Here is a 23,335-nt window from a genome sequence, read left to right as displayed (position 1 = left end):
CGCAGAGTGGCGATCCGACCTTTTGTTCCAAAGACCGGGACACGCGGCAATGGCGCTGCATTCTCACTGAAACGAAACTGGGCTCGCATGATGCGACCCGCGTTCTGAGATGGAGTGCCATTATGTCGAAGAAACACCTTGTGATCGTTGGAAATGGGATGGCGCCTGGGCGGATGTTGGAACATCTGTTTGAGGTGACAGACGCCTATGACGTGACGATTTTCAACGCCGAACCGCGCGTGAACTATGACCGGATCATGCTGTCGCCGGTTCTGTCGGGCGAAAAAACCTATGCCGATATCATCATCCATGGCGAAGGCTGGTATGAGGAACACGGGATCACGCTGCATCAGGGCGAAAAGATCACCGAAATTCACCGCAACGAGCGCAAAGTCGTCTCTGAGACCGGGCGCGAAGTGGCCTATGACAAGCTGGTGATCGCCACCGGGTCGAACCCGTTTATCATCCCTTTGCCGGGGCATGATTTGACCGGCGTTTTGGCCTACCGCGATCTGGACGACACCGGCGCGATGATCGAAGCCTCCGACAAAGGCGGGCGCGCGGTTGTGATTGGCGGCGGGCTTTTGGGGCTGGAAGCGGCGGCGGGTTTGAAACAGCGCGGCATGGAGGTGACGGTCATTCACCTGATGCCCACGTTGATGGAACGCCAACTCGACACAGCAGCGGGCTATCTGTTGCAAAAGGAATTGGAAGGTCGCGGGATCGAAGTCCTGTGCGAGGCCAACACCAAACAGATTTTGGGCAAAGACCGGGTTGAGGGTGTGGAACTGGCCGATGGGCGGGTGATTGACGCCTCGCTTGTGGTCATGGCCGTGGGCATCCGTCCGAATGTGCAACTGGCGCAAGAGGCCGGGCTTGAGGTCAATCGGGGCATTGTGACAGACGCAACGATGAAAACCTCCGATCCGAACATCTATTCGGTCGGGGAATGTGTTGAGGTCGGCGGCTTGGTCTATGGTCTTGTCGCACCGCTTTACCGTATGGCGAAAGTGGCGGCGGATCATTTGGCGGGCGCGTCAGAGATGGCCTTTGCCCATGCTGAAACCCCCACAAAGCTGAAAGTCACCGGCTGTGATCTCTACTCCGTGGGCGATTTTGCCGAAGGTGACGGGCGCGAGGACATTGTCCTGCGCGATGCGATGCGCGGGACGTATAAACGCGTGATCCTCAAGGACAATAAGATCATCGGCGCGGTGCTTTATGGCGATGTGGCCGATGGTGGCTGGTACAACGAGCTGTTGAAATCCGGCGAAGACATCTCTGAGATGCGCGAGACATTGATCTTTGGTCAGGCCTATCAGGGCGGCGCGGGGGCTGACCCTTTGGCCGCAGTGGCGAACCTGTCGGATGATGCGGAGATTTGCGGCTGTAATGGCATCACCAAAGGCACGATTGTGGCCGCGATCCAAGCCAAAGGCCTAACCTCGCTTGCCGATGTGCGCGCCCACACCAAAGCCTCGGCCTCTTGCGGCACTTGCACCGGGCTGGTCGAAAATGTCATGGCGCTCACCTTGGGCGATGCGTTTCAATTGCCCGCCTCCGAAGGCATGTGCCCTTGCACCACCCACAGCCACGGCCATGTCCGCCGCTTGATCAAAGCCAAGGGATTGAAATCCATCCCGGCCATCATGCAAGCGCTGGAATGGACCACACCAGAAGGCTGTGCCAAATGCCGCCCGGCGTTGAATTATTACCTCGTGGCGGATTGGCCGGGCGAGTATGTCGACGATCAACAATCGCGCTTCATCAACGAACGCGTCCACGCCAATATCCAAAAAGACGGCACCTATTCTGTCGTGCCCCGGATGTTTGGCGGCATCACCACACCGGACGAGCTACGCGCCATTGCCGATGTGGCCGACAAATATGAAATCCCAACCGTCAAAGTCACCGGCGGACAGCGGATCGACCTTTTGGGCGTCAAAAAAGAGGATTTGATCCCTGTGTGGGCCGATCTCAATGCCGCGGGCATGATTTCCGGGGCGGCCTATGCCAAGGGCCTGCGCACGGTGAAAACCTGTGTCGGTTCTGATTGGTGTCGCTTTGGCACCCAAGATTCGACGGGTTTGGGCATCAAACTTGAGCAATATCTCTGGGGCGCCTGGTCTCCGGCGAAACTCAAACTCGCCGTGTCAGGTTGCCCGCGCAACTGTGCGGAAAGCACCTGTAAGGATATCGGCATTGTCTGTGTCGATAGCGGCTATGAGGTGCTCTATGGCGGGGCCGCCGGGCTTCATATCCAAGGCACAACCAAACTCGGCACCGTTCCGACCGAAGAAGACGTGATCGAAGTGGTCGGCGCACTGACGCAATATTACCGCGAGACCGGGTTCTATTTGGAACGGATTTACAAATGGGCCGATCGGCTTGGATATGATCATATCCGCGAGGTGATTTTGGACGATCTGGACCAGCGCAAAGCCTATAATGCGCGCTTTGCCTATGCTCAGAGCTTTGCGCAAGTGGACCCATGGGCCGAGTTTGTCAGTGGCAAAGACGCGCATGAATTTAACCCGATCAACATCAGCAAACTGGAGGCGGCGGAATGAACGTCCAGACCAAAACTTGGGTCAACATCGGCCCGTTGACCGAGATTCCGCGCCAAGGTGCACGCTGTGTCAAAAACGGCGACATGAGCATCGCGGTATTTCGCACCTCTCACGATCAGGTCTTTGCCCTCGAAGACAAATGCCCGCACAAAAATGGCCCGCTGAGCCAAGGAATCGTGCATGACGGCTGTGTCACCTGCCCTTTGCACAATTGGGTGATCTCGCTTGAGACCGGCGCGGCACAAGGTGCAGATGAGGGTCAGACCGCCACTTTCGAGATCAAAATCGAAGACGGCAACGTGCTTTTGGCGCTGTGACCTTTTAGGTCAGGCGCACCTTACCGAGACGACACCAGTTCGCGCCAAAACAGCGGCGCGAACAGGGCGTAGACCGTGGCCATTTCGAGCCGCCCCAAATACATGCCAAAGGTCAAAACCAGTTTTGATGGCGTGTTAAGCGTGGCGAAATTGCCCGCAGGTCCAATGATGTCCCCCACCCCCGGCCCGACATTGGCCAAAGCGGTCAGTGAGCCGGAAATGGCGGTGGACATGTCTTGGCCGAAGAAACTGAGCAGGCTGGCCAAAACGCCAAATGTGGCGGCATAGAGCACAAAAAATGCGATGACACCCGAAAGCGCATCGGGGGCAACAGGGCGGCCTTCGTATTTGACAAAGGTGACCCGGTGCGGCGCGTAGCTTTTGCGGATTTGCGCAATCAACGCCCGCCCCGCCACCAACCAACGCATCGCCTTGGCCCCGCCTGCGGTGGACCCGGTGGCCCCGCCCACAGCGGTCAAAACGAAAAAGGCGGCCACCGCAAAGGGTCCCCAAAGCGTGTAATCGGTGGTGGCATAGCCCGTGGTGGTGACGACTGAGACAACGTTGAACGCCACCAAACGCAGGGCATCAAACAGATGCTCGCCGCGCACGATCATCAGCCAAAGCGACAGGGCGGAAATGGTCAACGCGAGGGTGACCAGCATGGCAGAGACCTGTTCGGACTGCCAAACGCCACGCCGCATCCCTCTGATATACCACGAAAACGGCAAAGCCCCCGCAAGCATGAATGCGGTGCAGACCCATTGTAAAAACGCGCTGTCGAAATGACCAAAAGACGCGTCATAGCCGGAATATCCCCCCGTTGAGAGCGTGGTCAACGCATGGGTCACCGCATCAAAAGGCGACATGCCTCCGATCAGATAGAGCAAACCGCAGATGAAGATCAAAGCGAAATAGATTTGCAGCGTCGCAGAGGCAAACATCGTGGCATTGCGCAGCTCTTTGCCGCCTTTTTCCGAACTTTCAGAGCGAAACAACTGCATCCCGCCGACTTTCAAGATCGGCAAAAGCGCGATGCCGGTGACGATAAAGCCGACACCGCCGACAGCCTGAAGCATCGCGCGCCACAAAATGATGCCGCGCGGCGTGTCATCGAGACCCGACATGACGGTGGAGCCGGTGGTGGTGATGCCCGACATCGCCTCGAAAAACGCATCCACAAAGGACAGATCAAACAGGTAAAGCGGCCCCGCACCACATAGCGCGGCCACCATCCAAACCGACGAGGTCATCAAAAACGTGTGCAGGGGGCGCAAGCCGGTGGCGTCGGGCGACGACGCCAAAGCCAGCGCCCCGCCGAGAAAGCCAAACAACAGCGCGGATTCTTCAAACAGGCTTGAGGTGTCAGGAAAGAGCAGCGCCACGACGCCCATGAGAGCGGCGAAAAACACCATCACCAGACCGTTGATGAAGACGACGAAACTCATGTGCCGCTTGCCTTGTTGAGGGCCGCCGGGGCGGGATCGGATGCTCCTGCGGGATCAGATCCTGAAAATCACGAAATCCCCGCCGCATGCAAGGGCTGGCATCATGAGCGGCGGATTTAGCCCTGAGCCTGTGTCGGACAGGCCGCTTTGGAAGCGTGTTTCGCCCTCATCTATCCTCCCCATGCGCCTCAACTGTGGGACACGGTGCCGGCCCATGGCCCGTGTTGCCCCGTACCGCCATCGGTCCGCTCAAACCCGTGGGCACCAAAGAAATCGCGTTGAGCTTGGACCAAATCGGTGGTGCCGCGGCCCTGACGCATGGTGTCGAAATAAGCCAGCGCATTGGCAAAGGCCGGGATTGGCAGACCTTTGAGCGCGGCATAGGCCACCACACGCCGCAGCGCAGGTGCGCCCTCGCGGATCATATCCGCAAAGGTCGGGGCAAAGATCAGTTGATCATGGGGTAGGCCCTCGCGGATCGCTTGCGCCATGTCATCAAGCAAGGCCGAGCGGATGATACAGCCTTCGCGCCACACTTCGGCGGAGGCGGCAAGATCAATCCCCCAGTCATAGGTCGCGGAGGCGGCAATCAGGATTTTGAAGCCTTGATCATAGGCAATGAGTTTGGCCGCCAAAAGCGCTTTTTCAAGCTCGGCATCGGAGGGCATCGGCATGGTTTCAACCACATCTGAACCAAACAACGCCTGCCCCGCCTCCCGCGTGGCTTTCTCCGACGACCACGACCGCGCGGCCACAGCGGCCTCAATGGTGGAGGGCGATTGGCCCAGAGTGATCGCCTCAATCGCGGTCCAACGCCCGGTGCCCTTTTGGCCCGCTGTATCAACGATCACATCGACCATCGGCTGACCGGTTTTCGGGTCCGCCGTCTGAAGCACCTTGCCGGAGATTTCCACGAGGTAAGATTTAAGCGGCCCTTTGTCCCACGCCTCAAACAGCGCGCCGATCTCGGGCGGCCTGCGCCCTGCCCCATCGCGCAACAGGCCGTAGACCTCGGCAATCATTTGCATATCGGCGTATTCAATGCCGTTGTGGACGGTTTTGACGAAATGTCCGGCGCCATCCGGGCCGAAATGCGCCGCACAGGGTTGGCCGTCATGTTTGGCGGCAATCGCTTCGATGATGTCGCGAATGACCTCATAGGAGACTTTGTTACCGCCAACCATGATCGACGGCCCGTGGCGCGCGCCCTCTTCGCCGCCCGACACCCCCATGCCAATAAAGTTCAGCCCTTTTTCGCGCAAAGCCGCCTCGCGGCGGCGGGTGTCGTGAAAATTGGCATTGCCCGCATCAATGATCATATCGCCCTCATCAAGCAGCGGCACCAGATCTTCGATCACCGCATCCACAGGCCCGCCCGCCTTGACCATGATGACAATCGCGCGGGGTTTGGACAGCGCGGCAACGAAATCCTCATAGGTCTGCGCTGGCACAAGCCGCTCGGTCAAAGCCCCCGCCGAGGCCACAAACGCGTCGGTGACCGATCCCGTGCGATTATAGACAGCGATGGGAAAGCCGTGATCGGCGATGTTGAGCGACAGGTTTGCGCCCATGACGCCAAGGCCGACGAGGCCGATACGTGCGTGTGACATGATGAGGGTCCTTTTGACGGTCGAGAATGCGGCAAGTGTGCGGATGCGAGGAAATATCAGGTCCTCAAGCCGCCCGGTTCTTCTTTCAGATATAGCGCTATCATTCAGGAACAAGACATTTTTCAAGAAAACTTGAAATCCGCTGCGCCTTGCTCTATGTATATACAACAAACAAAAACACAGGCACGTTTCTTACCGATGGTTATGCTTTTCAAATCCGCCCTGACGGGGGTGCTCGACCCCCTTTTGCGCCGCCCGGACCGGGTACAGGCGGCGGCTTTGTGTTGGCGCAAGGGTAAGAAAGGCAAAGAAGTGCTTTTGATCACCTCACGTGACACCGGCCGTTGGATCATTCCCAAAGGCTGGCCGATTGAGGGGTTGGATGGCGCGGGCACAGCAGCCCAAGAAGCCTGGGAAGAGGCCGGGGTCAAACCCGGCAAGATCAAGCGTCAGCCGCTTGGCCTCTACCACTATGTCAAACGCCTCTCCAACGGGGCCCCCGCCCCGATTGAGGCCTCGGTCTACCCGATCGAAGTGGCGCGTTTGGCGGATAAATTCCCCGAATGCCATGAACGCAAACGCAGCTGGATGTCGCCCGAACAGGCGGCCATGTTGGTGGACGAACCCGAACTTCAGGACTTGTTGCGGGCGTTTTGAATCAGCTCGACATAAGCGTGCGCCCCTAAGACCAAGGCAAACCCATGGTCACAGGTCCGAATTTGCATACCTCACTTTGTCATGAAACCCTTGAAATACGGTGGCGGGCGCGGTAGCGCTGCGCCGCTTGTAACAGTTTTATGACGGCCCTCAGGGGGAGGGAAAGCCATGAGGGATCAACATGAGTGACCAAGACGGCAAACAATGGACCACACTGGACAAAGACCTCAACCGCATCAGCCAGCTTGAACATGCGACGCTGTACATCGGGCGACCGATGGTGGGCTTGGGTGTGGCGCTGGCCTTTATCATCGTAGCCGGGCTTGGCGCGGCGGTGGTGTTTGGCGGCCAACCCGGGTCGGCCTTGGTGATCGCTGCGGCGGCTTTGGGCGCCTATATGGCGATCAATATTGGCGCCAATGACGTGGCCAACAACATGGGGCCTGCGGTGGGGGCAAACGCGCTGACCATGGGCGGTGCGATTGTGATTGCCGCGCTCTGTGAAAGTGCGGGCGCTTTGTTGGCTGGCGGCGATGTGGTTTCGACAATCTCAAAGGGGATCATCGACCCCTCTGCCATGGCAAACACCCAAGTGTTCATCTGGGCCATGCTCGCAGCGCTGTTGTCCTCGGCCCTTTGGGTCAATTTGGCGACTTGGATTGGTGCGCCAGTCTCCACCACCCACGCCGTTGTCGGCGGGGTCATGGGCGCGGGGATCACAGCGGCGGGCTTTGCTTCGGTCAACTGGGCCTCAATGGGATTGATCGCCGCCTCTTGGGTGATTTCACCACTGTTGGGCGGCGTGATTGCCGCTGGATTCTTGTGGTTCATCAAAGCGCAGATCATGTACCAAGACGACAAAATCGCCGCGGCCCGTCGTTGGGTTCCGGTGTTGATCGGCATCATGATGGGGTCGTTTGCAACCTATTTGGCGGTCAAAGGCCTTAAGAAACTGATCCATCTCGACCTCATAACTGCGCTCTTGATTGGCGTGGCGATTGGCGCGCTGTCCTATGTAATTTCTGCGCCTTTGGTGCGTCGTCAGTCGCAAGGACTTGAGAATCGCAACAAATCTCTGAAAGCCCTGTTTGCACTGCCTTTGGTGATCTCCGCCGCGCTTTTGTCCTTTGCCCATGGCGCCAATGATGTGGCCAATGCGGTCGGCCCGCTGGCGGCGATCGTGCACGCCAACGCCTTTGGCGAATTCGCGGGCAAGGTCAATATTCCCCATTGGGTGATGGTGATCGGCGCACTTGGGATTTCGTTTGGTTTGGTCCTGTTTGGGCCGAAACTGATCAAAATGGTTGGCTCCCAGATCACCAAACTCAACCCGATGCGCGCCTTTTGCGTCGCGCTCTCGGCCGCGATCACGGTGATTGTCGCAAGTTGGCTGGGCCTGCCGGTGTCCTCAACCCATATTGCCGTAGGTGCGGTGTTTGGCGTTGGATTTTTCCGCGAATGGTATCACGAAAAGCGCCTGCGCGAGACCGTGGTCAAAAAGACCGTGCGCGTGGCGGATGAAGAACGTCGACGGCGCAAACTGGTGCGGCGCAGCCATTTCATGACCATCGTCGCGGCTTGGATCATCACCGTGCCTGCCTCGGCGGTCCTCTCTGCCGTGGTGTTTTGGCTCCTGTCGCATTTCACAAGCTGAACCGGGCCAAACCGCAACATACAAAACGCGCCCAGAGTGTCCTCGGGCGCGTTTTCTTTTGCAAAGCCTCACGGCGATTTAGCCCTCAACACACCAGCGCATGATCGCCTTTTGCGCATGGAGCCGGTTTTCCGCCTCATCGAAAATCACCGATTGCGGACCGTCCATGACATTGTTGCTGACCTCATCGCCGCGGTGCGCGGGCAGACAGTGCATAAACAATGCTCCGGGATTGGCATGGGACATCAGCTTGCGATCCACCCGGTAGGGGCGCAGTTGATTGTGCCGCCGCTCGCGTGCCGATTGCGGATCATGCATCGACACCCATGTGTCGGTGACCACAAGATCAGCCCCCCGAACGGCCTTCTCAGCGTCACGCTCGATCTCGATGTTCGATCCTTTCGCACGCGCCTCTTTGACAAAGCCCATTTCGGGATCAAGCGGCTCAGGCCCGGCAAAGGTGAAATCAAACCCGAACTGACCAGCGGCATGGATGAAGGAGGCGCAGACATTGTTGCCATCGCCACACCACACGACCTTTTTGCCTTTGATCGGGCCGTTATGTTCCTCGAACGTCAGGATGTCGGCCATGATTTGACAGGGGTGAGTGCGGTTGGTCAGGCCGTTGATCACCGGAACGGTGGCGTATTCGGCCATCTCCAACAGGGTCTGTTCCTCAAACGTGCGGATCATGATCATATCGACATAGCGCGACAAAACACGCGCCGTATCAGCAATGGTTTCGCCATGGCCCAACTGCATATCCGCGCCTGACAGCACCATGGTTTGACCGCCCATTTGCCGCACCCCCACATCAAAGGACACGCGGGTCCGCGTCGAGGGCTTTTCAAAAATCAGCGCAACCATTTTGTCTTTGAGCGGGAGTTCCGCATCCAATGCGCCCTTGGGTTGACCCAAACGCGCCTGTTTGGTGGCCTTTGCGCTTGCGATGATCTGATGAAGATCGTCGGCGGATGTGGTGTGAATGTCTAGAAAGTGGTTCATTTGTTATCTTTTCTTATCTCAGAGCGCCTTGGCGGCCGCATCAATCCGCGCCACGGCGTCGGAAATGTCTTCGTCAGAAATGTTCAGCGCGGGCAAAAGCCGCACCACATTGTCGGCGGCGGGTACGGTCAAAACGCCCGCCTCATAGCCCTTTGCAACCAAATCGCCGGGCGCGATTTTGCATTTGAGCCCAAGCATAAGCCCCTGCCCGCGCACGCCTTCAAAGACGTCCGGGTGGGCGGCGACAAGACCTTCGAGCTTTTGACGCATCAGGCTCGCCTTGCGGTTCACCTCGGCCAAGAACACCGGATTGGACACGATTTCAAGCACTTTGGCCCCAATGGCACAGCCCAGAGGGTTGCCGCCATAGGTCGAACCATGGGTGCCCGCAGTCATGGCGGAGGCTGCCTCTTCAGTCGCCAAAACCGCGCCTAAAGGAAAGCCGCCGCCAATGCCCTTGGCGATCATCATGATGTCCGGCGTCACGCCCGCGTATTCATGCGCGAACAATTTACCCGTCCGAGCGACGCCACATTGGACCTCGTCGAAAATCAACAGGATGCCCTTTTCATCGCACAGATCGCGCAGGCCTTTGAGACACTGATCGGGCACCACGCGAATGCCGCCCTCGCCCTGAATCGGCTCGATCATGATGGCGGCGGTTTTATCCGACACAGCCGCCATCAACGCATCGTGATCGCCATAGGGCAGATGGACAAAGCCCGGCATCAACGGACCAAAGCCCTTGACCATTTTCTCCGCGCCCGAGGCGGCAATGGCCCCGGTCGAGCGGCCATGGAAACAGCCCTCAAAGGTGATGATCTCGATCTTGTCCGGCTGGCCCTTGGTGTACCAATATTTGCGCGCCATTTTGATCGCCAGTTCGGCGGCCTCGGTGCCTGAATTGGTGAAAAAACAGGTGTCGGCAAAGGTCAGATCGACCAACATATCCGCCAGTTTTTCTTGTGCCGGGATTTTATACAGGTTGGAGACATGCCAAAGCGTGTCGGCCTGATCTTTGAGGGTCTGCGCCAGTTCCGGGTTGGCATGGCCCAGCGTGTTGACCGCGATCCCCGCGCCCAAGTCCAAAAAGCGTCGCCCATCCGCCTCAATCAGCCAAGAGCCTTCGCCTTTGACGAAAGACAGAGGAGCCCGGTTATAGGTCGGCAAAACGGAAGAGATCATAGGGTTTACCCTTTTGAATGAACAGGTCCCATGGGTGGCGCTAAGCCTTGGGGCTGTCAACGGTTTCGGAGTGATTTGTGAAGCAAATGCGCCAGTTTGGCGCGGAAATGTGCCGGATTGGGCACGGATGAACGAACGTCAAAGACGCGTTAGCGTCGACGTCGGGGCGTGGAGATATATGTGGTCACGGTGTTCATGCGGCGGGTTTTCCGGCAAAACGCCTGCCAAGTCAAAGCAATTCTTATTTGGCAGGTTTATTTCGCGGGCAGGAATTTGGAATTACCCAAGCTTTGCGTACGACCTTCGCCCACTGAAATGCGTTTGACCACTGTCGGTCTCGCCGCGACTTGCGGCGCACCCAGCGCAATTTGGCGTTTGAGCGCCGCAACCCGGTCACTCAACGCCATCCCAAAACCGACTTTGCGACCGTCCCGCACCCCCATAGAGGAGACGACAGAGACAATCGCAGGCCGCACCCCATCATAGGCAAAAACCGGAGCCCCGGAGGAGCCAAAGGTGATGTCACAATCGAAACTGTAAATATCTTGATAAAAATCAATCACATGACATTCACGCTGAATCGAGAGCACATCATTGCGACCCTGCCCATAGGACGCGACCATGAGCTCCCCACGGGGTTTCGAGGTCCGGTGAATGGGAAACGGGGCGGCTTGGGCACGGACAATCGGCGAGGCCAATTTGATCAGCGCTACATCGCGGCGAATATTGCCCGCCGTGACATCGTCGGTGATGTCATAGCCGGGTGTCACGGCCACGGCGATCCCGCGCGAGGCGGCGACATAATCGCCATTGCGCAGCCCGGCGCGAAAGGTGATTTGATCCGCCGCATAGGGGTGATTTTTGCCATCCACCACACAATGCGCCGCCGTCAACACCAGGTCCGGCGCAATCAACGCGCCCGAACAGGTCGAATGACGCGCCACATCCAGCCGCCCAACGCCCTCCCAGCCGATCAATTCGGCACGGCGATCCGCGCTGTCCAACTCGCTGGGCAGGCTGTCGGCGGCCAAGGCCGCGAGCGGCAGCAGGGATAAGACAACGGCAGAAAGGAAACGGACCATGGCACACCTTAAGAAGACAATGCCATGGTTTATGAGTGATGAATCGGGCTAAATTTTGGCGCTTAGGATTTCAGTTTCGTGCCGCGTTTGAACAAGATCCAGCAGGTGAAAATCAGCGCCGCCGTCACCACACTCATCACCACAAGGCCAAGCCAAGGCGAGCTGTCCGAACGGCCAATGATGCCAAACCGCACCCCATCAATCAGGTAAAACACCGGGTTGAGATGAGTGATGACGCGGAACCACTGCGGCAGGCTTTCGACCGAATAGAAGGTGCCGGACAGGAAGGACAGCGGCGTGATGATGAAATTCGTGATCGCGGCCATTTGGTCGAATTTCTGCGACACAACCCCGGCCAAAATGCCCAAAGCCCCCAAAAACAGCGCCCCCAACGTGATAAAGGCGAGCGCAAAAAACGGATGCGCCAGACCAAGCCCGACGACCAACGCCATGCCCACCCAAATTGCGATGGCGACGAACAGCCCGCGCGCCAAGCCTCCGGCCAGATACCCCAAAACCAACTCAATCGGTGAAAGCGGCGGCATCAAAGTGTCGACGATATTGCCCTGAACCTTTGAGATCACAATCGAGGAGGACGTATTGGCAAAGGCGTTTTGGATCACAGTCATGGTCAAGATGCCTGGAGCAAGGAAATGCACGAAGGGCACCCCCATGACATCCCCACGCGCAGGACCAATCGCGAGCGAAAAAATCGTCAAAAACAAAGCTGCCGTCATCAATGGCGCCAAAAGCGTCTGGGTCCAGACGGTGGCAAAGCGGCGCACTTCGCGCATCGCCAAGGTATAGAGGCCAAGCCAATTGACCCGACCAAACCGCCGCACACCCATTTGCACCTCATTATGTGCCATTTCCATTGCCGCTCTCCCTTGCTATAACCCGTTGTGCCCCAAAGGACGCCGCGTGTGGAAACACTGTTACGATTTCCACCCGCGCCCGCTTGTAACCGCAAGCGGTGTGTTTAAAATAGGGGTCAACACGAATTCTCAAGCGGTCCTGCCTGCAAACGGGTTGTGCAGGGGCGCTTTTCGCGGTTTGGCTGTGCCGAAGGGCCACCATGTGCCGCAAGACAACCGAAGGAAGCATCATGTCCTGGACCGATGAGCGCGTCGAAACTTTGAAAAAAATGTGGGGAGAGGGTCAATCCGCCTCACAAATCGCCAAGGAGCTTGGTGGTGTGACGCGCAACGCTGTGATCGGTAAGGTCCATCGTTTGGGCCTCTCAAACCGTGCCGGCACCACGGGTGCTGCGGCCAAACCGGCAGCGGCAAGCCCGGCGCAAAAGCCCAAGCCCGCCCCCGCACCAAAGCCCAAACCCGATCTCAAATCCAAGGCCGATGCGCCTGTGGAAAAAGAGATCGAAGCTGCACCCGAGCCTGCGCCCAAACCGATGAGTGCGGCGCGCCGTCAAATCATTCCGGCGGGGCAGCCTTTGCCTCCGCAACCCTCGGCCAATGAAATTCCGGCCGAAGCACTGGCGAAAGTCAGCGAAGTCGAGAAAAAGGCCAAACGGATTTCCGTGATGGAACTGACCGAGAAGACCTGTAAATGGCCGATCGGCGATCCGGCGACCGAGGATTTTTGGTTCTGCGGCCTGCCCTCTCAGGCGGGGAAACCCTATTGCGAGGCACATGTGGGCGTGGCGTTTCAGCCGATGTCATCGCGCCGCGACCGTCGCCGCTAACGCCAATTTCCATCTTAGAAGACGTCAAAAGAGCCGTTTTACGAACGGCTCTTTTGGTTTGACCCTCGTTTGTTGTTTTCAACGACATGAGAGTTGTGAGGACATCCGCTCCGCTTGCGCGACTCGTTGCAAACGGCCAAATATCCCCAAACCCAAATGGCTGTGCGTTTTGGACCACAGTGACCTGCTACTCTGCGAGGTTGCCTCGCATCGAACACCCCCTATGTAGAGGGCACCATAAAAAGAGGGCCGACATGACAGCCATCATTTCCATTCGCGATCTGACAAAATCCTATGACAACGGCTTTGAAGCGCTCAAAGGCGTGTCTTTGGAGATTGAAAAAGGCGAAATCATCGCCCTGCTTGGTCCCAATGGTGCCGGCAAAACCACGCTGATCGGCGCGATTTGTGGGCTGGTCACGATCTCGTCGGGGCAGGCCTCGGTCGGTGGCTTTGACGTGGTCAAAGAGCCCCGCCGCGCCCGTCGTTTGATCGGATTGGTGCCGCAAGAAATTGCGCTTGATCTGTTTGAAACCGTGTGGAATTCGGTGCGATTTACGCGCGGGTTGTTTGGCCTGCCCCGCGACGACGCCCATATCGAAAAGGTGCTCAAATCCCTGTCACTTTGGGATAAAAAAGACAATCAATGCAAAGAGTTGTCCGGCGGGATGAAACGCCGGGTGATGATCGCCAAGGCGCTCAGCCACAACCCGGACGTGTTGTTTCTGGACGAACCAACCGCCGGCGTTGATGTCAATCTGCGCCGCGACATGTGGAAAGTCGTCGCAGACCTGCGCGACACCGGCGTGACGGTGATTTTGACCACGCATTATATTGAGGAAGCCGAAGAAATGGCCGACCGCGTGGCCGTGATCAACAAGGGCGCGATCCTTTTGGTCGAAGACAAAACCCAATTGATGCAGAGCTTTGGCCGCAAGGTTTTGACGCTGGATTTGGGCGAGCCGCTTACCTCCCTGCCCGAAAGCCTCGCTGCCTATGATTTGACCCGTTCCGAGGACGGCACACAATTGTCATATGCCTATGACACTCGGGAGGCGCGCACCGGGATCACCCGGCTGATCACCGACCTGGCCACCGCAGGCATTCATGTGCGCGATCTCGACAGCACGAAAAGCAGCCTTGAGGATGTGTTCCTCGATCTGGTGGAGGAAAAGGTATGAACTGGCGCGCGATTGCTGCAATTTACCGCTTTGAAATGACGCGGTTTTTCCGCACCATCTATCAATCCATTCTCAGCCCGGTTCTTTCCACCGTACTGTATTTCGTGGTGTTTGGCGCGGCCATCGGCGGCCGCATTGACACGGTCGAAGGCATCGCTTACGGCGCTTTCATCGTCCCCGGTCTGGTGATGTTGTCAGTGCTACAACAGTCGATTTCCAACGCCTCTTTCGGCATTTATTTTCCGAAATTCACCGGCACGGTCTTTGAACTTTTCTCCGCCCCCGTGTCATTTTTCGAAATCGTCATGGGCTTTGTCGGCGCAGCGGCGACCAAGAGCCTGTTCGTGGCCGTGCTGATCATCGCCACGTCGTTTGTTTTTGTCGACTTACACATCGTCCATCCAATTTGGGCCGTGGTGTTTTTGATTCTCACAGCGCTAAGTTTCTCGCTTTTGGGCTTCATCTTGGGCATCTGGGCGAAAAGCTTTGAACAGCTCAACATCGTCCCGATGTTGGTGGTCACGCCTTTGGTCTTCCTCGGCGGGGCGTTTTATTCCGCCTCGATGCTGCCGGGCATTTGGCAAGTCGTGGTGAAATTCAACCCGGTGCTTTACCTGATTTCCGGCTTCCGCTGGGCGTTTTTCGACGTGGCAGATGTGCCCGTGACCCTCTCCTTGGCGGCGATCACGGTGTTTTTGACGCTTTGCCTTGCGGTCATCGGGTGGATTTTCAAAACCGGATGGCGGCTTAAATCCTAAATCGCGCGATCAGTTGCTTGGTATTTGCACAGCTATCCGCAGGTATCCGCCAATGATCGTTCGTCTGCGCACAAATTCTGTTTGACCCTGTGGAATTGTGTAAATTCCACAGGCGCTTAGGTTTGTTCCATCGCAACACCAACACCCCCTTATCAAAGAGAGTTTCGTATGAAATCTATCCTGTTGTCTTCCGCCCTGATCCTTGGCCTCACCGCTGCGGCCTCCGCAGAGCCGGTGAAATACGTGCTCGACGCTTCGCACAGCCAGATCGTGTTCAGCTATGAACACTTGGGCTTTTCGACCACCACGGGCGTGTTTTCGGGTTTTGACGGCGAAATCATGTTTGACGCCGCAGACGCCGCCGCCTCCTCTGTCACCGTCGCCTTCCCGACCGATAGCCTTTACACAGGCTGGGCCGAGCGCACCGCGCATTTTCTGACCGACGATTTCTTTGGCGCAGAAGCCAATCCGACGATTTCCTTCACCTCCACCGGCATCGAAGTGACCGGAGAAACCGAAGGCAAAATCACCGGCGATCTGACCATCAACGGCATCACCAAATCGGTGGTTTTGGATGCGGAAATGACCCAGATGGGCGACCACCCGATGGCGGGCAAGCCTTGGGTCGGCTTTGACGCCGAAACCACCGTGCTGCGTTCTGATTTCGACATGGGCATGTATGTGCCGTATATCTCCGACGAAGTTCAGATCGAAATCTCCATCGAGGCGATGCAGGCCGAATAAGCCGCTCCTCCGAAATCGTACAAAAAAGGCCGCTGGATCACTCCAGCGGCCTTTTCTGTTGCGCCGAAACGCCCCGCTTAGGGCGCGCGGGTTGCAGTCAGGCTGACATCCACGGTGACAGAATATCCAACGGTTGATTCGTCCGCATAGGCGGCCCCCATGCCAAAATCGCGACGATCCATAACGGCCTGCCCACTCATCGTCGCGGTGTCATCCACAAGATTCAGCGCGAACTCAAGCGTCACAGGCGCGGTTTGCCCAACCAAGCTCAACGTGCCCACAACTTTATGGTCCGGCCCGTCGCCCATGCGGCTGATCGGCCCGGTAAAGGTGGCAGACGCATAGGTGGCGGTGTCGAAAAACTCCGGTCCCTGCGCCTGTGTCGTGACCGATCCGAGAGTGAGCGAGGTGGTGTCAATGGCCACAGAGACGTCACCTGTGCCCGTGTCCGGGTCATAGGCGATGGCGGCGGACCAATTGGCAAAGCTGCCCTCAACGCCCGCGCCCATTTGCGTGACGGTGATCCCCAGACTGCCATCTTGTACGGTCCAAACCGGCAGGTCAGAAGCGGGACCTGCGGCGGCTGCAACGGGCGCAGTGGTCGGCATTTGTGCGGCTTCGGCCTCTGGCATCGGTGGCGTCGGCCCAAAGACCGCAAAACCAATCACCCCGGCCCAAAGCACGAGTGCTGCCAGCGGCGGCACGGCATGGGGTGTAGTGGCCTTCTGACCCGATGTTCCGGCATCGCGCCCCTTGATCATCCGCGCCAAAACGCCATCGCGTTCGATCACCGCATGTTTGAGCGCCCCGGCAATGTGCAGGCCGACGCTCAGATAAATCACCAAGGCAGACAGCCCATGCACCGCGCCTGCGGTATGAGCGAGGGCTTCGGATTTGACCACGAACGGCAGGTTTTGCCCAAAGGGCCAAAGGATCGGGGCAAAGCCACTTTCTGCGGAATGGATCACCCAACCGGAGAGTGGCATGACGATGATCGCACCATAAAGCGCCCAGTGAATAATCTCGGCCAAAAGCGTCTCAGCCCGGCGCTCGGGGTGCACCGGTACCGGGCGCGTTTGGGTCAGTGCCCAAAGGATGCGCAAGATGGCGAGGAACAGGACGCTGACGCCGATGGTTTTATGCACGGAGTAGAGGATTTTAAGAGACTCGACGGTCTCCGCCGTGCGCGGAATATTTTCGCCGATCAGGCCAAGCGCCAGATCGGTCAGGATCAAAAGCGCGATGACCCAGTGAAACAAACGGGCGATCAGACCGTAGCGGGTGTCGGTGTTGGCCAGCATTGTGAAACCTTACGTTGGGAGGAAGTATTTGACTCACTCTAACGTCATGCGGCACGTCAAGACACCTGATTTGCCCGCACAGGATTTGTGCGAAGGCGCGCGCGATTTCCCTATGGCCCAGCAAGAAGGGCGCCACAACGGACGCCCTTTTCTCAGCTCTGGCAAAGATCAAAAGGTGCGCGTCCACCCGATTGAGGCCGAGATTTGGCTCATGTTCAAATCTACCGTGCCGCCGGTTGGGCCGCCCGGCGTCATTTCCGGGCCGGAGACGGTGTTTTCCGGCACATAAGAGATCGAAAAATCAATCCGGTCGCGCGCGTTCACCTGACGCGATCCGCCGAAAGAAAAGTGATCTTCGACCACGCCGGGTGCCAAGATGCCAAAGGTCACATCATCCGCGCCCACCGGGTTCGTTGCATGCGCATATCCCACGCGCCAGGTCATATCCGGCGTGGCTTTCCATTCGGCCCCCAGACGGATCACCTCAACATCTTCCCAACCAAAACCTGCGCCACCATCGGCCCCAAGCGGGCCTGCAGACATTGAATTGGCCACCGCGGACACATCGGAGTAAAAGATTTTCTGATAATCCAACAGGAAAGCCAGATCAGAGGTCGGTTGATAGGCCAGACCAACGGTCACAGAGGCCGGAATGTCGAAATCGCCGCCGCCCGCAAACAGCCCGGCATATTTGTCGAACTCGGACATGTTGAATTTCGTTTGCGCCGCAAGGCCGAGGGTCCATTGATCGCTCATCTCATATTGCAAACCAACCCGAAGGCCGAGGCCGGTGGAATAGTCATAGCCATTGTCGGTGAGCGCCGTTGGATCAACGGATATGCCGGAAAACGCCGCAAGCCCCTTGGCCTCAAACGCCTGCACCGCCAAAGTCGGCGCGATGCCATAAGACAGCCGCCCAAGCTTTTGCGCATAGGTAAGCGAGACGAAAAGCTGGGTCAAATCCACCCCTGAGGCCCCGCCACAAAACACCCCCGTGCCACCGCCACAATTGGCATTGGGCACGGCATCATATGTCGTGTTCATCCCGCCATTGCCATAGGCGGCAAAATTGACCACCGCGCCATTTGCCAGCGGCAGGTTATAGGCCGCATTGGGGACCGGGAAAAACGATTTGCCGCTCTCCACAGAACCGGAGGGAACAAAGCCCGTGCTGTCCCCTGTGAAACCACGGTTCGGGGAAAACGCCTGAAGGCCGAAACTCATTTCACGCCCCACAGTGGCGACACTTGCCGGGTTGATTGCGCCGGACATGGCATCTTGGGAATAGGCAACCCCTGCGCCCGCGACACCGCGTTGGGCCGGGCCATAGCCCAGCGCAAAATAGCCTTCGGTCGCAGTGGCGGTTTGAGGCAGAGCACCAGCCATCAGGCACAGCACAACAGGTCCCGCAAAACGGGTTTGATCTTTGACGAACATCCTTTCCCTCCATTGTTGGTCGGGGGTGCAACCGCACTCCTCCTTGCGGTGAGATCGCGCCCGACTCCGCGTCACGCAAAATATCCCGCGACACTGTGCAAATCAGTTATGGGATCACAGCGCTGTGATCTCCATCAACTTATGCGAATATTTAAGATCATGCGACGCATTTTTCCGCCGCACGGCAGCGTCCGACACGCCGCAACGCAACAGGGCTTTTCCGATCCCCGCGTTCAGAGTATATCGCGGGAATGACTCAGAACCCGCCAAACCTCCGCCCCGACCTTGCGCCCAAAGCGCAGTTTGACACTGCGCCCCGTGACGGCCAGCCCACAATTGGGATGGTCTCTTTGGGCTGCCCCAAAGCCTTGGTCGACAGCGAACGCATTCTGACGCGCTTACGCGCCGAGGGCTATCAGATCAGCGCCGATTATGCCGGGGCCGATGCGGTGATCGTGAACACCTGTGGGTTCTTGGATTCAGCGAAAGCCGAGAGTTTGGAAGCCATCGGTGAGGCCTTGCAGGAAAACGGCAAAGTCATCGTCACCGGCTGTTTGGGGGCTGAGCCTGAGTATATCACCGGGGTCCACCCAAAGGTCCTGGCGGTCACCGGCCCGCATCAATATGAACAGGTGCTGGATGCCGTCCACGGTGCCGTGCCGCCCTCCCCCGATCCGTTCATTGACCTACTGCCCGCCTCCGGTGTCAGCCTGACCCCGCGCCATTTCAGCTATCTGAAAATTTCCGAAGGCTGCAACCACGCCTGTAAATTCTGCATCATCCCGGACATGCGCGGCAAATTGGCCTCTCGCCCGGTCCATGCGGTGCTGCGCGAGGCGGAAAAACTGGTCGAGGCGGGCGTCAAGGAACTCTTGGTGATCTCTCAGGACACCTCTGCCTATGGTTTGGATCGTCGCTATTCGACCCACCCGTGGAAAGACCGCGAGGTGCGCAGCCACATCACCGATCTGGCACGCGAGTTGGGGCAATTGGCCTCTGCCGACGACCTTTGGGTGCGGCTGCATTACGTCTACCCCTACCCGCATGTGCGAGAACTGATCCCTTTGATGGCGGACGCGGGCAATGCGGTACTGCCCTACCTCGACATCCCGTTCCAACACGGCCACCCGGATGTTTTGAAACGCATGGCGCGGCCTGCGGCCTCGGCCAAGGTTTTGGACGAGATCGCCGCCTGGCGGGCCATGTGCCCGGACATCACCCTGCGCTCGACGTTCATTGTCGGCTACCCCGGTGAGACCGAGGCGGAGTTTGAATATCTGCTCGATTGGCTGGACGAGGCGCAATTGGACCGCGTGGGATGTTTTCAATACGAAAACGTCGCGGGGGCACGCTCGAACGCCCTGCCCGATCATGTGACCTCTGAGATCAAACAAGAGCGTTGGGACCGGTTCATGGAACGGGCACAAGCGATTTCCGAGACCAAATTGGCGGCCAAAGTTGGGCAAACCATGCAAGTGATTGTGGACGACATCGACGAAGACGGCATCGCCACCTGCCGCACCAAAGCCGATGCCCCCGAGATTGATGGCAACCTGTTTATTGACGCGGGGACTGAGGGGCTGAGTGTTGGGGATTTGGTGACTGTCGAGGTGGATGAGGCTGGAGAGTATGATTTGTGGGGTTGCCTCCGTTAAAAAATGGTCCGGGGGATCATTTCTCGGAGGCAACGCGCGGGAGTGCTGAAGGCACGGAGCGCCGGGAAGAGTCTGACAATCAGTCCAGAGGCTGATTATACGAGTTTGCGCGCCGAACACTGGAAGTGTGGCGCGCAGCGCTATTGTCCCAAAGCCTCAGCTACTTCGAAGCCCAATTTTGTCACTTCAAAAATTTCACCTTTACTACCACGTGATCGAACCAAACTTTGTCGGACAAGTTCCTCTATAGCAGCTTCGACTTCCGCCAGCCCACGGCGAGTTCCATCATGCATGATTTCTTCCCCACCCACTGAAAACGCAGTGCCGCCAATATAACTACGCTGCATGATTATGCCCGATTTATCGTTGACAGCAGCTATAAGAAGCTTTCGTGCCATAGGTGATAAAGAATCGGCAATTGCATTATTTTTACGCCCTCTCGACGTTTCAATTTCTTCTTTAGTTTCTAGGCTGACCTGAGCTGCTTCTTGCAGAACTTGCTCATCTTGAATCTGAAGTCTTTCTTCTGCAGCACGAATACGCCCTTGGCTTTCAACGATAGCAACATCTCGACCGGTCTTAGCTTCAAGCTCTTGTGCTTCTTTTTCATACTGACGTTTACGCTTATCGCTGGCTTCCCCCTCCTGAAGTTTAGCAAGCGCCAAGTTCGCTTTTTTCGCTACCCAAGCACCACCAAACTTTACCCATGGCGCGAGCCAAGCCAAAACTAGCCCGCCAACCAAAGGAAAAATCAGCGTGCTCCAGAGTGATGTATGTGAATCAAAATATGCCAGTCGTTCAGCAGCAGTGTCATCTGCAAAAAACAAAAAGAATAACGCACGCCAGTTACATGCCAAATATATGAAAAGTATGGACCCAAGAATAGGGCTTCTAATTCTCTCATCCCATGCGTCGAAGATTGACTTCAAAAAGTCCATTTAAAATCCCCCAAAACTAGTTCGAAATGATCACAGTTTTATCCGGCAGTCCAGCGTCTGTCCTATGACCCCATTGCCCTCCAAACCTCCACAGGGTTAAATCACCCAAACGGAGGACCCCATGCTCAAAAACTACAAAGACCTGCTCGGCGCGGCGCTGGCGATGATTGAGACGATCCCGACTGAGGACGCGATCCAACTTATCAAGGACGAGAACGTCGTGTTTGTCGATCTCAGGGACCGCCGGGAGCTTGAGCGCGAGGGGCGTATTCCCGGTGCCTTCCACTGCCCACGGGGCATGTTGGAATTCTGGATTGACCCGGAAAGCCCTTATCACAAACCGATTTTTGCCGAGGGCAAGACATACGTGTTTTACTGCGCCTCGGCGTGGCGGTCGGCCTTGGCGACGAAAACCTGTGTCGAGATGGGGTTGGAGCCGGTGGCCCATGTCGGCGGCGGGTTTACGGCGTGGAAATTGCACGGCGGGCCTGTTGAAGAGGTCGAAAAGCACTAACTCTTAGACATGGATGAATCGACCAAAGTCCTTTTCAACGGTGAATGCCCGGTCTGTTCGACCGAGATCGGCCATTATGCGCGCTATGCGGGTAAAAACGGCCTGCCGATCCGGTTTGACGACCTGAACACGGCGGCGCGGGACGGCTGGGGCATCGGTAATCCCCCCATTTTTAACGGGGTGCGGTCGTAGAACTTATGCGGCCATTTTCAGTTTCATGGCGGGTGTTATGCCGCCGATGCCCATGTTGGGGCGGTCGTTGTTGTAAGTCCATAACCATTGAGTGGCGTGATCTTGGGCCTCCTCGATGCTTTCGATGATGGATTGGTCGAGCCGCTCATGCCTGACGGTGCGGTTGTAGCGCTCGATGTAAGCGTTTTGCTGAGGCTGGCCGGGTTGGATATGCTGGATGGTGACCCCATGTTTCTCGGCCCATTTCATCAGCTTTTCACTGATGTATTCGGGGCCATTGTCGACCCGAATGGTCCCGGGTTTTCCGCGCCACTCGATGATCCGCTCAAGGCTTCGGATCACACGCTCGGCGGGCAAGGAAAAGTCGACCTCGATGCCGAGGCCCTCACGGTTAAAATCATCCAAGACGTTCAGCAGCCGAAAGGCACGACCATCGCCGAGCCGGTCGGCCATAAAATCCATCGACCAGGTGACATTCGGTGCTTCTGGCACCGCCAGCGCATCGGGCTTGTCCCTCTTCAGCCGTTTACGCGGCTTGATCCGAAGGTTCAGTTCAAGCTCGCAGTAGATCCGGTAAACCCGTTTGTGGTTCCATGGATGCCCCTTCACGTTGCGCAAATGCAGAAAACATAGCCCGAAACCCCAAGTCTTGCGGGCATCCGTCAGACCGGTCAGCAAATCAGCGATCTGCTCGTTCTCATCCCTCAGAAGTGGCTGTAGCGATAGCAGGTCTCGCTGACACCAAAAGCCCGGCAGGCCAGCGCAACGCTGACCCCGCGCCGCTCCACCGCTGTTGCGGCCATCTCTCGTCGCTGAGATGGCCCAACTACTTTTTTCCGAGGGCTTCCTTCAACAAATCGGCCTGCATGCTCAGGTCCGCATACATTCGCTTCAGCCTGCGGTTCTCTTCCTCAATGGCCTTCATCTGGCTGACCATAAACGCATCCATGCCGCCATACTTCGCCCGCCATTTGTAAAACGACGCGCTGCTCATGCCATGCTCACGGCACAACTCGGCCACCGCCACACCGCCTTCGGCCTGTCGCAGGATCGCAAGAATCTGCGCCTCAGTGTCTCTGCGGGTCTTCATTCGGAAACGCCTCGTTCATCTTGCCGAGAAAATTCTACTTCCGCAGCCCCTTACTTTCGGGGGGATTACCGCCCCCTCTCGGCGAGAGCATGCATTCATCTGCCGGGCAACGGAATATAATCATTCACACAAACGAACCTGCGCCTCCAATGCTCAAACCGTTCTGAAGCCCCATTTCATTTGACGGCGAACAATGCTGCGCGCGTCTGATGGATGGGGTCGTCGGCATCTTGCTGGGTCATGGACAGCGTAATGACGGGCTGACATTCTATCAACGCGAAAGAAAAACGCGTTG

20 protein-coding genes and 1 pseudogene are annotated in these 23,335 nt (G+C 57.4%); 11 read left to right on the top strand and 10 right to left on the bottom strand.

The annotated features are described in order from the left end of the window. Positions 1-122 precede the first annotated feature (122 nt). Together nirB and nirD are read left to right on the top strand one after the other, a co-directional pair. A complete protein-coding gene (gene nirB, locus DA792_RS20870) occupies positions 123-2,570 on the top strand; it encodes a nitrite reductase large subunit NirB (RefSeq protein WP_107722812.1) in 2,448 nt (815 codons plus the stop codon). After that, a complete protein-coding gene (gene nirD, locus DA792_RS20865; RefSeq protein ID WP_107722488.1) occupies positions 2,567-2,887 on the top strand; it encodes a nitrite reductase small subunit NirD in 321 nt (106 codons plus the stop codon). Before nirB ends, nirD begins: the two co-directional genes overlap by 4 nt. Positions 2,888-2,907: 20 nt before the next feature. Here the strand turns inward: nirD and DA792_RS20860 are convergent, their stop codons facing one another. Together DA792_RS20860 and gndA are read right to left on the bottom strand one after the other, a co-directional pair. Further along, a complete protein-coding gene (locus DA792_RS20860; RefSeq protein ID WP_107722487.1) occupies positions 2,908-4,335 on the bottom strand; it encodes a TrkH family potassium uptake protein in 1,428 nt (475 codons plus the stop codon). Between the two features lie 188 nt (positions 4,336-4,523). Then, positions 4,524-5,945: an NADP-dependent phosphogluconate dehydrogenase gene (gene gndA / locus DA792_RS20855; RefSeq protein ID WP_107722486.1), complete on the bottom strand. Its 1,422-nt coding sequence runs from the start codon at positions 5,943-5,945 to the stop codon at positions 4,524-4,526. A gap of 198 nt (positions 5,946-6,143) precedes the next feature. On the opposite strand from gndA, the gene DA792_RS20850 reads away from it, so the two are divergent. Next, complete coding sequence (locus DA792_RS20850; protein WP_107722485.1) at positions 6,144-6,602, top strand: NUDIX hydrolase; 459 nt, start codon at positions 6,144-6,146, stop codon at positions 6,600-6,602. 181 nt (positions 6,603-6,783) lie between these two features. Beyond that, positions 6,784-8,256, top strand: a complete 1,473-nt coding sequence (locus tag DA792_RS20845; RefSeq protein WP_107722484.1) for an inorganic phosphate transporter — start codon at positions 6,784-6,786, stop codon at positions 8,254-8,256. 78 nt (positions 8,257-8,334) lie between these two features. Here DA792_RS20845 and argF read toward each other — a convergent pair whose 3' ends face one another. The 4 genes from argF to DA792_RS20825 all read right to left on the bottom strand — a co-directional run bounded on the left by argF (position 8,335) and on the right by DA792_RS20825 (position 12,403). After that, positions 8,335-9,261: an ornithine carbamoyltransferase gene (argF, locus tag DA792_RS20840; RefSeq protein ID WP_107722483.1), complete on the bottom strand. Its 927-nt coding sequence runs from the start codon at positions 9,259-9,261 to the stop codon at positions 8,335-8,337. Between the two features lie 18 nt (positions 9,262-9,279). Then, positions 9,280-10,446, bottom strand: coding sequence for an aspartate aminotransferase family protein (locus tag DA792_RS20835; protein ID WP_107722482.1), 1,167 nt, complete (start codon positions 10,444-10,446; stop codon positions 9,280-9,282). Positions 10,447-10,700: 254 nt separating this feature from the next. After that, complete coding sequence (locus DA792_RS20830; protein ID WP_107722481.1) at positions 10,701-11,528, bottom strand: trypsin-like serine peptidase; 828 nt, start codon at positions 11,526-11,528, stop codon at positions 10,701-10,703. A 62-nt stretch (positions 11,529-11,590) separates the two neighbouring features. After that, positions 11,591-12,403, bottom strand: coding sequence for an ABC transporter permease (locus DA792_RS20825; protein WP_107722480.1), 813 nt, complete (start codon positions 12,401-12,403; stop codon positions 11,591-11,593). Between the two features lie 230 nt (positions 12,404-12,633). On the opposite strand from DA792_RS20825, the gene DA792_RS20820 reads away from it, so the two are divergent. The 4 genes from DA792_RS20820 (at position 12,634) to DA792_RS20805 (ending at position 15,913) form a co-directional block, all read left to right on the top strand. Further along, positions 12,634-13,230 carry a GcrA family cell cycle regulator gene (locus DA792_RS20820; protein ID WP_107722479.1) on the top strand — a complete coding sequence of 199 codons (597 nt, stop codon included), beginning with the start codon at positions 12,634-12,636 and terminating at the stop codon, positions 13,228-13,230. A gap of 254 nt (positions 13,231-13,484) precedes the next feature. Further along, positions 13,485-14,411 (top strand): ABC transporter ATP-binding protein, encoded by a 927-nt coding sequence (locus tag DA792_RS20815; RefSeq protein WP_107722478.1) that lies wholly within the window; start codon positions 13,485-13,487, stop codon positions 14,409-14,411. Then, on the top strand, positions 14,408-15,169 hold the full coding sequence (locus DA792_RS20810) for an ABC transporter permease (protein ID WP_107722477.1): 762 nt from the start codon (positions 14,408-14,410) through the stop codon (positions 15,167-15,169). The genes DA792_RS20815 and DA792_RS20810 overlap by 4 nt, the downstream gene beginning before the upstream one ends. A 168-nt stretch (positions 15,170-15,337) precedes the next feature. After that, positions 15,338-15,913 carry a YceI family protein gene (locus tag DA792_RS20805; protein WP_107722476.1) on the top strand — a complete coding sequence of 192 codons (576 nt, stop codon included), beginning with the start codon at positions 15,338-15,340 and terminating at the stop codon, positions 15,911-15,913. Positions 15,914-15,990: 77 nt separating this feature from the next. On the opposite strand, the gene DA792_RS20800 is transcribed toward DA792_RS20805, so the two are convergent. Together DA792_RS20800 and DA792_RS20795 are read right to left on the bottom strand one after the other, a co-directional pair. After that, on the bottom strand, positions 15,991-17,214 hold the full coding sequence (locus DA792_RS20800) for a cytochrome b/b6 domain-containing protein (RefSeq protein ID WP_107722475.1): 1,224 nt from the start codon (positions 17,212-17,214) through the stop codon (positions 15,991-15,993). Between the two features lie 168 nt (positions 17,215-17,382). Then, positions 17,383-18,651 carry an OmpP1/FadL family transporter gene (locus DA792_RS20795; protein WP_107722474.1) on the bottom strand — a complete coding sequence of 423 codons (1,269 nt, stop codon included), beginning with the start codon at positions 18,649-18,651 and terminating at the stop codon, positions 17,383-17,385. A 251-nt stretch (positions 18,652-18,902) separates the two neighbouring features. Between DA792_RS20795 and rimO the strand changes: the two genes are divergently transcribed. Then, the gene (rimO, locus tag DA792_RS20790; protein ID WP_107722473.1) at positions 18,903-20,306 is read left to right on the top strand and encodes a 30S ribosomal protein S12 methylthiotransferase RimO; all 1,404 of its coding nucleotides are present in this window, start codon (positions 18,903-18,905) and stop codon (positions 20,304-20,306) included. A gap of 140 nt (positions 20,307-20,446) precedes the next feature. On the opposite strand, the gene DA792_RS20785 is transcribed toward rimO, so the two are convergent. Beyond that, entirely contained in the window at positions 20,447-21,244 is a 798-nt protein-coding gene (locus DA792_RS20785) for a hypothetical protein (protein ID WP_107722472.1), read from the bottom strand. Positions 21,245-21,365: 121 nt separating this feature from the next. On the opposite strand from DA792_RS20785, the gene DA792_RS20780 reads away from it, so the two are divergent. After that, positions 21,366-21,758 carry a rhodanese-like domain-containing protein gene (locus DA792_RS20780; RefSeq protein WP_107722471.1) on the top strand — a complete coding sequence of 131 codons (393 nt, stop codon included), beginning with the start codon at positions 21,366-21,368 and terminating at the stop codon, positions 21,756-21,758. Between the two features lie 9 nt (positions 21,759-21,767). Then, positions 21,768-21,950: a DUF393 domain-containing protein gene (locus DA792_RS20775; RefSeq protein ID WP_254679335.1), complete on the top strand. Its 183-nt coding sequence runs from the start codon at positions 21,768-21,770 to the stop codon at positions 21,948-21,950. A 3-nt stretch (positions 21,951-21,953) separates the two neighbouring features. On the opposite strand, the pseudogene DA792_RS20770 reads toward DA792_RS20775, so the two are convergent. Continuing rightward, positions 21,954-23,040, bottom strand: a pseudogene (locus DA792_RS20770) (IS3 family transposase). Positions 23,041-23,335: the final 295 nt, after the last annotated feature.

Source organism: Celeribacter baekdonensis (assembly GCF_003047105.1).
In the GTDB taxonomy this organism is placed as follows: domain Bacteria; phylum Pseudomonadota; class Alphaproteobacteria; order Rhodobacterales; family Rhodobacteraceae; genus Celeribacter; species Celeribacter baekdonensis_B.
This window is presented reverse-complemented; position numbering and strand designations above follow the sequence as displayed.

What these genes read in the sequence shown, in the direction of transcription:
- DA792_RS20805 (WP_107722476.1), top strand. Translation starts at nt 15,338, where the DNA reads ATGAAATCTATCCTGTTGTCTTCCGCCCTGATCCTTGGCCTCACCGCT.
- rimO (WP_107722473.1), top strand. Translation starts at nt 18,903, where the DNA reads ATGACTCAGAACCCGCCAAACCTCCGCCCCGACCTTGCGCCCAAAGCG.
- DA792_RS20775 (WP_254679335.1), top strand. Translation starts at nt 21,768, where the DNA reads ATGGATGAATCGACCAAAGTCCTTTTCAACGGTGAATGCCCGGTCTGT.
- nirD (WP_107722488.1), top strand. Translation starts at nt 2,567, where the DNA reads ATGAACGTCCAGACCAAAACTTGGGTCAACATCGGCCCGTTGACCGAG.
- DA792_RS20820 (WP_107722479.1), top strand. Translation starts at nt 12,634, where the DNA reads ATGTCCTGGACCGATGAGCGCGTCGAAACTTTGAAAAAAATGTGGGGA.
- DA792_RS20810 (WP_107722477.1), top strand. Translation starts at nt 14,408, where the DNA reads ATGAACTGGCGCGCGATTGCTGCAATTTACCGCTTTGAAATGACGCGG.
- DA792_RS20815 (WP_107722478.1), top strand. Translation starts at nt 13,485, where the DNA reads ATGACAGCCATCATTTCCATTCGCGATCTGACAAAATCCTATGACAAC.
- DA792_RS20800 (WP_107722475.1), bottom strand. Translation starts at nt 17,214, where the DNA reads ATGCTGGCCAACACCGACACCCGCTACGGTCTGATCGCCCGTTTGTTT.
- nirB (WP_107722812.1), top strand. Translation starts at nt 123, where the DNA reads ATGTCGAAGAAACACCTTGTGATCGTTGGAAATGGGATGGCGCCTGGG.
- DA792_RS20845 (WP_107722484.1), top strand. Translation starts at nt 6,784, where the DNA reads ATGAGTGACCAAGACGGCAAACAATGGACCACACTGGACAAAGACCTC.
- DA792_RS20860 (WP_107722487.1), bottom strand. Translation starts at nt 4,335, where the DNA reads ATGAGTTTCGTCGTCTTCATCAACGGTCTGGTGATGGTGTTTTTCGCC.
- DA792_RS20835 (WP_107722482.1), bottom strand. Translation starts at nt 10,446, where the DNA reads ATGATCTCTTCCGTTTTGCCGACCTATAACCGGGCTCCTCTGTCTTTC.
- DA792_RS20795 (WP_107722474.1), bottom strand. Translation starts at nt 18,651, where the DNA reads ATGTTCGTCAAAGATCAAACCCGTTTTGCGGGACCTGTTGTGCTGTGC.
- argF (WP_107722483.1), bottom strand. Translation starts at nt 9,261, where the DNA reads ATGAACCACTTTCTAGACATTCACACCACATCCGCCGACGATCTTCAT.
- gndA (WP_107722486.1), bottom strand. Translation starts at nt 5,945, where the DNA reads ATGTCACACGCACGTATCGGCCTCGTCGGCCTTGGCGTCATGGGCGCA.
- DA792_RS20780 (WP_107722471.1), top strand. Translation starts at nt 21,366, where the DNA reads ATGCTCAAAAACTACAAAGACCTGCTCGGCGCGGCGCTGGCGATGATT.
- DA792_RS20785 (WP_107722472.1), bottom strand. Translation starts at nt 21,244, where the DNA reads ATGGACTTTTTGAAGTCAATCTTCGACGCATGGGATGAGAGAATTAGA.
- DA792_RS20825 (WP_107722480.1), bottom strand. Translation starts at nt 12,403, where the DNA reads ATGGAAATGGCACATAATGAGGTGCAAATGGGTGTGCGGCGGTTTGGT.
- DA792_RS20830 (WP_107722481.1), bottom strand. Translation starts at nt 11,528, where the DNA reads ATGGTCCGTTTCCTTTCTGCCGTTGTCTTATCCCTGCTGCCGCTCGCG.
- DA792_RS20850 (WP_107722485.1), top strand. Translation starts at nt 6,144, where the DNA reads ATGGTTATGCTTTTCAAATCCGCCCTGACGGGGGTGCTCGACCCCCTT.